General features: G+C 60.7%; 8 protein-coding genes. 7 read left to right on the top strand and 1 reads right to left on the bottom strand.

The window, feature by feature from the left end; translation table 11 throughout:
- Window positions 1-39: 39 nt before the first annotated feature.
- Complete coding sequence (locus VMR03_RS09455; RefSeq protein ID WP_325404539.1) at window positions 40-477, bottom strand: flagellar assembly protein FliX; 438 nt, start codon at window positions 475-477, stop codon at window positions 40-42.
- A 281-nt stretch (window positions 478-758) separates the two neighbouring features.
- On the opposite strand from VMR03_RS09455, the gene VMR03_RS09450 reads away from it, so the two are divergent.
- From VMR03_RS09450 to flbT, 7 genes are all read left to right on the top strand, one after another.
- Window positions 759-1,898 (top strand): flagellar basal body P-ring protein FlgI, encoded by a 1,140-nt coding sequence (locus VMR03_RS09450; protein WP_325404541.1) that lies wholly within the window; start codon window positions 759-761, stop codon window positions 1,896-1,898.
- 1 nt (window position 1,899) lies between these two features.
- Window positions 1,900-2,217, top strand: coding sequence for a rod-binding protein (locus VMR03_RS09445; protein ID WP_325404537.1), 318 nt, complete (start codon window positions 1,900-1,902; stop codon window positions 2,215-2,217).
- Window positions 2,214-2,681 (top strand): hypothetical protein, encoded by a 468-nt coding sequence (locus VMR03_RS09440; protein ID WP_325404535.1) that lies wholly within the window; start codon window positions 2,214-2,216, stop codon window positions 2,679-2,681. The genes VMR03_RS09445 and VMR03_RS09440 overlap by 4 nt, the downstream gene beginning before the upstream one ends.
- A gap of 121 nt (window positions 2,682-2,802) precedes the next feature.
- The gene (locus VMR03_RS09435; RefSeq protein WP_325404533.1) at window positions 2,803-4,749 is read left to right on the top strand and encodes a tetratricopeptide repeat protein; all 1,947 of its coding nucleotides are present in this window, start codon (window positions 2,803-2,805) and stop codon (window positions 4,747-4,749) included.
- 343 nt (window positions 4,750-5,092) lie between these two features.
- Complete coding sequence (locus tag VMR03_RS09430; protein ID WP_325404531.1) at window positions 5,093-6,208, top strand: flagellin; 1,116 nt, start codon at window positions 5,093-5,095, stop codon at window positions 6,206-6,208.
- Window positions 6,209-6,388: 180 nt separating this feature from the next.
- On the top strand, window positions 6,389-7,501 hold the full coding sequence (locus tag VMR03_RS09425) for a flagellin (protein WP_325404529.1): 1,113 nt from the start codon (window positions 6,389-6,391) through the stop codon (window positions 7,499-7,501).
- Between the two features lie 135 nt (window positions 7,502-7,636).
- Complete coding sequence (gene flbT, locus VMR03_RS09420; RefSeq protein WP_325404527.1) at window positions 7,637-8,029, top strand: flagellar biosynthesis repressor FlbT; 393 nt, start codon at window positions 7,637-7,639, stop codon at window positions 8,027-8,029.
- The last annotated feature ends 113 nt before the right edge of the window (window positions 8,030-8,142 follow it).

The raw sequence follows: 8,142 nt of genomic DNA, 5'->3' as shown, positions 1-8,142 counted from the left end.
TTATGAATAATTATGCGGCGTGCCGGTGAGCAAGACTGCTCATTCTTTCGGGAAGGTGCCGAATTTCGCGAGCTCCACACGGGCGCGAAGTTCGATGTGATCGAGAATATTCGCGAGACCAGGATCGGCGACATGTGCTTTCTGCCCCTCGACGGCCATCAAAAGCCGCGAGAGCTTTTGCTGAGGCACCTGACCGGACAGTAAAGCGAGTTTGATATCATCGAGCATGTCGAGCATCTGCTCGCCGCGGGCAATCGCTCGCTTCGGCGAGTTCAGCGCGTCTCCAACGAAGGATGCTTCCTGAAGAGCCAGAAGCGCATCGACCGCACCGAGCGAGGTCGTGGCGCCGAGGCCAGCCATGCCAACCTCTCTACCTTCTCCCACTCCCTCCGCAGAAAATCCTGAGCCGGCACCCCGCGCCGAAGCCGGGCGCTTGCCCGCCGCCTGCCCCACCTGCCGTGTGCTGCCAATCTTCATCGATAGCCCCTTCGAGCCTCCTCCACCGGAGCAGCCCTTCAATTGCTACGATGCTCCGCATCTCTTAAAGCGACGTTAAGCATGAGCGGGCCCGGCAATTCTTGCCGGATCACTGCAGGAAACAGGGCCCGAACTTGCCGGGCAATGCCGTTCCACACTCATCTCGTTACATCGAAGAACATAATTGAATCAATTACTTAGATGGGTCTGAGGGCGGGAAGTTCCATGGCATGGCTTTCGCTAAGGAGGTCGCACCTGCACGCGTCAAGACGGTCACCTCAATGCTCAGGCATATTGCCACCCTCCTCCGAACCACCGCCAAACTTCTCGCTCTGGCTTGCGCGATCGCGCTCGTCGCGCCGGAAGGGGCGCAGGCCGCCTCGCGCATCAAGGACATTGTCGATGTCGAAGGCGTCCGCGACAACCTGCTCGTCGGTTACGGCCTCGTCGTCGGCCTCAACGGCACGGGCGACACGCTGCGCAACGCCCCCTTCACGCAACAGAGCCTGACCGCCATGCTCGAACGCCTGGGCGTCAACACCCGTGGCAGCCAGATCAAGACGGCCAATGTCGCGGCCGTAATGGTGTCGGCGAACCTGCCACCTTTCGCGCCGCAAGGTACCCGCATCGACGTGACCGTCAGTGCGCTCGGCGATGCGACGAACCTTCAGGGCGGCGTACTGCTCGTCACGCCGTTAATGGGCGCCGACGGGCAGGTCTATGCGGTCGCCCAAGGGTCGGTCGCCACCGGCGGCTTCTCGGCGAAGGGCGATGCCGCATCCGTGGTGCGTGGCGTGCCGACCAATGGCCGTATCGCCAATGGCGCCATCGTCGAGCGCGAAATCGAATTCAAGCTGGCGGAGCTGAAGACCCTGCGCCTCTCGCTGCGCAACCCGGACCTCACCACGGCGCAGCGCGTCTCAAGCGCCATCAATACTTTTCTCGGGACAGCGGCGGCCACGGCGGATAATCCGACGACCGTGCAGCTCACGGTGCCGCCCAGCTATGCCGGTAATGTCGTCAACCTGCTGACGGATATCGAGCAGCTGCGTGTCGAACCCGATCTGCCTGCGCGCGTCGTCATCGACGAAAGCTCGGGCGTGATTGTGATGGGTCAGGATGTGCGCGTCAGCAAAGTTGCGATCGCCCAGGGCAATCTCACGATCAGCGTCAGCGAAACGCCGCAGGTGAGCCAGCCAGCGCCCTTCTCGAATACCGGCCAGACCGTCGTCGTGCCGCGCACAAATGTCAATGTCGACGAAACCAAGGGCCGCAAGCTCGCGCTTGTCGACGGCAGCATCAGTCTTAAGGAACTGGTGGACGGACTGAATGCGCTCGGCGTCAGCCCTCGCGACATGATCACCATTCTTCAGGCGATCAAATCCGCCGGCGCGCTGCAGGCCGAAATCGAGGTGATGTAAGATGAACAGCCTCTCCACAACCGCCACGGCCTACATCCATACGCCACTCCAGTCGCAGATGGCGGGAGCCGGCAAACACACCAATGCAAAGGCCTGGGCCGCCGCGCAGGAATTCGAGTCTCAGTTCGTCTCAACCATGATGCAATCGATGTTCGAAGGTATAAAATCCGACGGACCGTTCGACGGCGGCCAAGGCGAAGGCATGTTCCGGTCACTTCTCGTCGATCAATATGGCAAGGAAATGAGCAAGGCTGGCGGCATCGGCATTGCCGACAAGATCTATGGCGAAATTCTCAAGTTGCAGGAGCAAGCACGATGAGCGAATTCACCCGCACCGCCGCCGCCGAGCTCTCACCCGCCGTCCTGATGGACCGAATGCTCGGCGTGGCCGAGCAACTCGGCGAGGTTATAGGCCGAGAAACGGCATTTCTTCAGGCGTGCGAACCGCTGAAGATCGTCGACCTGCAGGAGCAGAAGCTCCGCCTCGCGAATGAATATGCAATGGATGTCCGCGCCGTGTCGTTGCGCAAGGATCTGATCGACCGGGCTCCCGCCGAGAAGATTGCAAGGCTCAAGGCCGCCGCGATCAGGCTCGATGAGCTGCTGAAGCTGAACGAGGTCGCACTGGGTGCGGCCAAGTCGGTCTCCGAGCAGTTGCTCAAGTCGGTCGCCAATGCCGTCAGCGAGAAGAAGACACCCGCGCTCGGTTACGGGCGCAATGCTACAATCTCCCGCCCAGCGGCTGGCGCTCCAGCCGCAATTGCGCACGACGCGCGCGTTTGAACCGGCCGCCTGCTGAAAATTAACCCGGCGCTAACCCTGTTCGCGCGAGGGTTGCGCAACAGTTGGGCAAATCCGTCCTGGAGCCATGCTATGCCGGGACGGGCGGGAAAAGGGCGTTTCCATGTCGAAATCCAGCAGGCACGGCTCTGCAAAGCAGATCGGAATGAACCGGGTGCTCGAGCAGGCGCAGGCATTCCATCGCAAGGGCCATTTCGCCGACGCGGAACTTCATTACCGCAAGGTGCTCGCCAAGGACCCCGGCAATGCCGGCGTGGTGCGCCTCATGGCGGTGCTCGCACATGAGGCGGGACGCAATGAGCGCGCGGTCGAACTGCTGCGCAAGGCACTGGCCATCGATCCGAATTACGGCGTCGCTCATCGCAACCTCGGCAACATACTGGCGACAGAAGGAAATCATTCCGACGCCCTTCATCATTACTCCGAAGCGGCGCGTCTCGATCCGCGCGACATCAACGCGCTGATCGAGGTCGCGCGTCTGCAAAGCGACATCTTCGACAACTACGAGGCCGCTCTCGCCGCCTACGATGAAGGTCTCGCTTCCGCGCCCGACGATGCCCGGCTGCATCGCGGACGTGGCAAAGTTCTCGCCGAAATGGGGAGAGCGGATGAAGCCGTCACCGCCATGAGCGAAGCAGCGAGGCTCGCGCCGGACGACGCCATCGTCGCCTATCATCAGGCAACCATCCTCGCGAAATTCGGCCGCAAGGACGAAGCCGTGAAAGCCTTCGAGCGCTCCATCGCTATCAAGCCGGACGACACGGAGGCCTGGATTGCCTATGGCAATCTTCTCGCCACGATGAAGGAGCCGCAAAGGGCCGCAGACGCACTTTCGCGAGCGATCGAACTCGATCCCTATTCCGCGGCTGCCTTCACCAATCTCGGCAATGTGCTCGCCGACGAGGCCATGCTCGACGAAGCGATCGGCGCCCACATGAAAGCCATTCAGCTCGCGCCAGGCCTTTATCAATCTTATACCAACCTCGGCTCCGCCCTTCAGAACGCCTGTCGCCCGGAGGAAGCGCTCGACGCCTATCGCAGGGCAGCCGAACTCAATCCCGGCAATGACGGCGTGCTATGGAACCTGGCGCTTTGCCTGCTTTCCGTGGGCCGCATCACGGATGGCTGGGACATATACGGCTTCGGCTTTGCGAGTGGCATGCGCTCGCCGCTGCGGCCCTTCCCCGGTCTTCTCTGGGAAGGACAGGATCTGACGGGCAAAACCATCATGGTCTGGCGCGAACAGGGCATCGGCGACGACATTCGTTTCTCGACTGTCATTTCCGATCTGATCGCCGAAGCAGGCCATGTCATCGTCGAAACGGATCCTCGCCTCGTCGATCTTTATCAGCGAAGCTGGCCGCAGGCGGCGGTGCGCGCCGAGCAGCCGCGAGCGACCGGGCTCGGCAATTATCCGGCCGAGGACATCGACTTCGACTACACAGCGCCCGCCGGCATCGCCGCGGCGCTGCGCCGCCGCACGCTTCAGTCCTTTCCCAAGGTCTGCAAGCCGTTGGTAGCCGACGTCGAAAAACGCCTCGCAGCCCGCGCCTGGTTGGACAGTCTCGGCGCCGGGCCCAAGGTCGGTCTTACATGGCGTTCGGGCTTGCGTAATCCCATTCGCGATATTTTTGCGACCTCTCTTCATGAATGGGCGAAGCTGCAGGACATCGAAGGCCTGAAGCTTATCAATCTTCAGTTCGGCAATCCGCAGGATGAGATCCGCGACGTCGCCGAAACGCATGGGCTCACCGTCCACGAGATGCCAGGCCTCGATACCCACGGAGACCTTGACGGGACAGCCGCTCTCACGACCGAACTGGATTTCGTGACGGGACTCTGGAACGCCGCGACCGAGATGGCGGGCGCCTTGGGCACACCCGGGCTCGTCTATATGCCGGCACACCACCCGATGCAGCTCGGCACCGGCACCCTGCCCTGGCACCCCACGTTGCAGATTTATCCCGTCATGCCCGGCTTCGAGCATCCGGAGCTACTCGCGCGTATTCTCGGGGATGCCCGCCGTTTTCTCGCCGCCCGCTCGGCCTGACGCTCGCTTCCGCTCTTCAGGCGGAAATTGCCACCCGGCAAAACTCGCCGCCCCGGCAGCGAGTGCCGGGGTCGCAGTCGGGAGAAGAGCGTAACCAATTGATTTTACTTGATAATAAAACTGGCCCGCTCCTTGCTTTATATCGCTTCAGGTAGCGTACAAACGCAAGGATGCTGGAAAATGCTCCGTAGACGAACGAACTGGACGACAGAGATCTAAAGCCACTCTGTGGCAAAAAGATACGCTGTGTGCTCCAACGTTTACTCGGAATTAAGCATTAATTTTCAGTATGACACTCGAGCCGGATTGAGACACGCCGGCAGAACCCAAGAGGGTGATTAAAATGGCTGACGTGGTTCTTTCCAGTGCGATGCGGTCCAACCTGCTGAGCATGCAGGCTACTTCGAAATTGCTGGACCAGACGCAGCAGCGCGTGGCGACCGGCCTTAAAGTCAACAGCGCTGTCGACAATCCCCAGTCCTACTTCACGGCTCAGGGATTGAACGGCCGTGCGTCGGATCTGAATACCCTGCTCGACAACGAAGGGCTGGCCGTCCAGACCATCAACGCCGCGAGCCAGGGTATCGACGCGATCCAGAAACTGGTGCAGCAGGCCAAGGCGACGGCGACCCAGGCTCTCCAGACGACGATCCAGCCGACGACGCTGCAGGAGACCGTGACCGCCCACAACTATTCCGGCGCTCCCGGCACTCTGACGATCAAGGTCGGCAGCAAGTCCGCCGTCACGATCTCACTGACCACCAACATCCAGAGCGCGGGCGACCTCAAGGCCGTCGTGTCGGCAGCCGGCATCCCAGGCCTCACGGTTACGGAGACCCCCTCCGGCCTTCTCAAGTTCACCGTTGCCTCGGGAGACAAGATCACTCTGTCCGGCGACGCGACGACTTCAGGCGCGCTCTCGGACAGCACCAATACCAATGTCTCGTCAAACGGCACCAGCCGAAACAAGCTGATCGACGACTACAACAATCTGCTGACGCAGATCGACCAGTTGGCGAACGATGCCAGCTTCAACGGCATCAACCTGCTCAAGTCGGGTAGCACTCTCGTCGTCAACTTCAACGAAGACCAGAGCTCGAAGCTGACCATTGCCGGTGTGAGTTCGAGTTCGTCCGGCGTCGGTCTCTCCGCTCTCAGCTACGACGACTTCAACGACGACGAGAACATCAAGTCGATCCAGAACGTTGATGACTCCGCAACGAACAAGCTGCGTACCCTCGCCACCTCGTTCGCGTCCAGCCTGTCGATCGTTCAGGCGCGTCAGGACTTCACGAAGAACCTGGTCACCACGCTGCAGACCGGCGCCGCCAATCTCATTACGGCGGATACCAACGAAGAGGGCGCGAACCTTCTCGCCTTGCAGACGCGTCAGCAGCTGGGCGTCCAGGCGCTCTCGATCGCCAGCCAGGCGCAGCAGAGCATTCTGAAGCTCTTCTAAGTTCCGGCTCAAATCCGGGAACGACAATCAACGGGGTCCCATCGGGGCCCCGTTTTACATTTAAGAAAAACCGAACATCTTTTTTGACGCATTTTACCCGTCCTTAAGAACCTCCACCGCATAGTCCTCGCGAGCTCAGGATGAGCCCACGACATTCGTTCCTAGGAAAGGAAAGAGACCATGAGTGGAATTACGCTTACGGCTGGCGTTCGTCAGAACCTGCAGACCCTGCAGAGCACGGCCGACCTCCTCGCGACCACGAACAACCGCCTCGCGACGGGCAACAAGGTCAACAGCGCCGTCGATAACCCGAACTCCTACTTCACCGCCGCGGGCCTGAACAACCGCGCCTCCGACCTCTCCACGCTGCAAGACTCGATGGGTCTCGCGGTTCAGACGATCAACGCGGCGAGCCAGGGCATCGATGCGATCTCGAAGCTCGTTTCCCAGGCGAAGTCGACGGCCAACCAGGCTCTCCAGGCCGATTATCACTCGGCGAACCTCTCCCTCGACGTCACCGCGAAGGACTACTCCGCTTCCGGCGCGTCGAAGACCCTCACGATCAAGATCGGCGACCACGCCTCGACGAGCATCACGCTCACGCAGAACGTCACGAGCGCCGGCGTTCTGAAGGCGGCGATCTCCGCCGCAGGCATCTCGGGCCTCTCGGTTTCGACGAGCGGCACCGCAGTCAAACTGACGGTCGCCTCGGGTGAGAACGTCACGGTCGGCGGTACGTCCACGGCGACGGGCGAAGCGCTCGACAATACCGCGCTGACCTCGACGGATGGCATCGACGATCGTCAGGTCTATGTCGACCAGTACAACAAGCTGCTGACCCAGATCGACGAACAGGCCGGCGACGCGAGCTTCAACGGCGTCAACCTTCTCCAGAGCGGCACGACCCTCTCCGTCGTGTTCAACGAGAAGGGCGACAGCAAGCTCGACATCGAGGGCAAGGATGTGTCCTCGACCGGTCTTGGCCTCACCTCGGTCAGCGACTGGACGTCGAAGACGAAGATCAACGCCACGATCAGCGCGCTCGACAAGGCCACGACGACCCTCCGGGCCCAGTCGACTGCCTTCGGTAACAACCTGTCGGTCGTTCAGAACCGCCAGTCGTTCACGAAGAACATGATCTCCACCCTGCAGACGGGTGCTTCGAACCTGACCCTCGCGGACTCCAACGAAGAAGCCGCGAACCTGCTGGCCCTTCAGACCCGCCAGTCGCTCGCGACGACGGCTCTGTCGATCTCGAACCAGGCCAACCAGAGCATCACGAAGCTCTTCTGATACCGGTCACCTTCTCGACCAGACACGGCGGCGGGGACAAAAGTCCCCGCCGTTTTTTTTGGCCCGAACCGCACGACCGAATCGGGACCTTGAGGTAAGCTTCAGGTCAACCGCACATCGCCAAGGGAAATTACCATGGCCCTCAAAGTCGAGCTCAAGCCGGGGGAGCGCTTCATTCTCGGCGACAGCGTCATCACCAATGACGACCAACGCACGCGGCTCTTCATTGAAGGAGACGCCCCTATTCTGCGGGAGAAGGACATCCTGCGGATGGACGAGGCGGACACGCCCTGCAAGAAAATCTATCTGGTTCTCCAGATGATGTATCTGGCTTCGGATCCCGCCCAGCATCATGCGCTTTACTTCCAGCTGGTCGATGAGGTGCTGCAAGCCGCCCCGAGTACAGCGCCCTACATAGAGGCTGTTAACAGTAAAATTTTAACTGGTGAAATGTATAAAGGGCTGAAGGAAGCAAAAAAGCTCATCGAGTACGAGGGGACACTCCTCAAGAATGCAAAGATCTCATGAAGCCTATAGCCAGACGGCGAAAATGGTCGTCGCCGATCCTCGGGAATTCGATGCCTCCATCCTCCTGAAGGCAGCCGGACGGTTTCAGCGACTTCGCGACAGCTGGAACGACG

This window comes from Parvibaculum sp. (assembly GCF_035511255.1).
Lineage (GTDB): Bacteria > Pseudomonadota > Alphaproteobacteria > Parvibaculales > Parvibaculaceae > Parvibaculum.
Note: the sequence above shows the minus strand (reverse complement) of the source record. Positions and strands in the feature narration are given on the sequence as shown.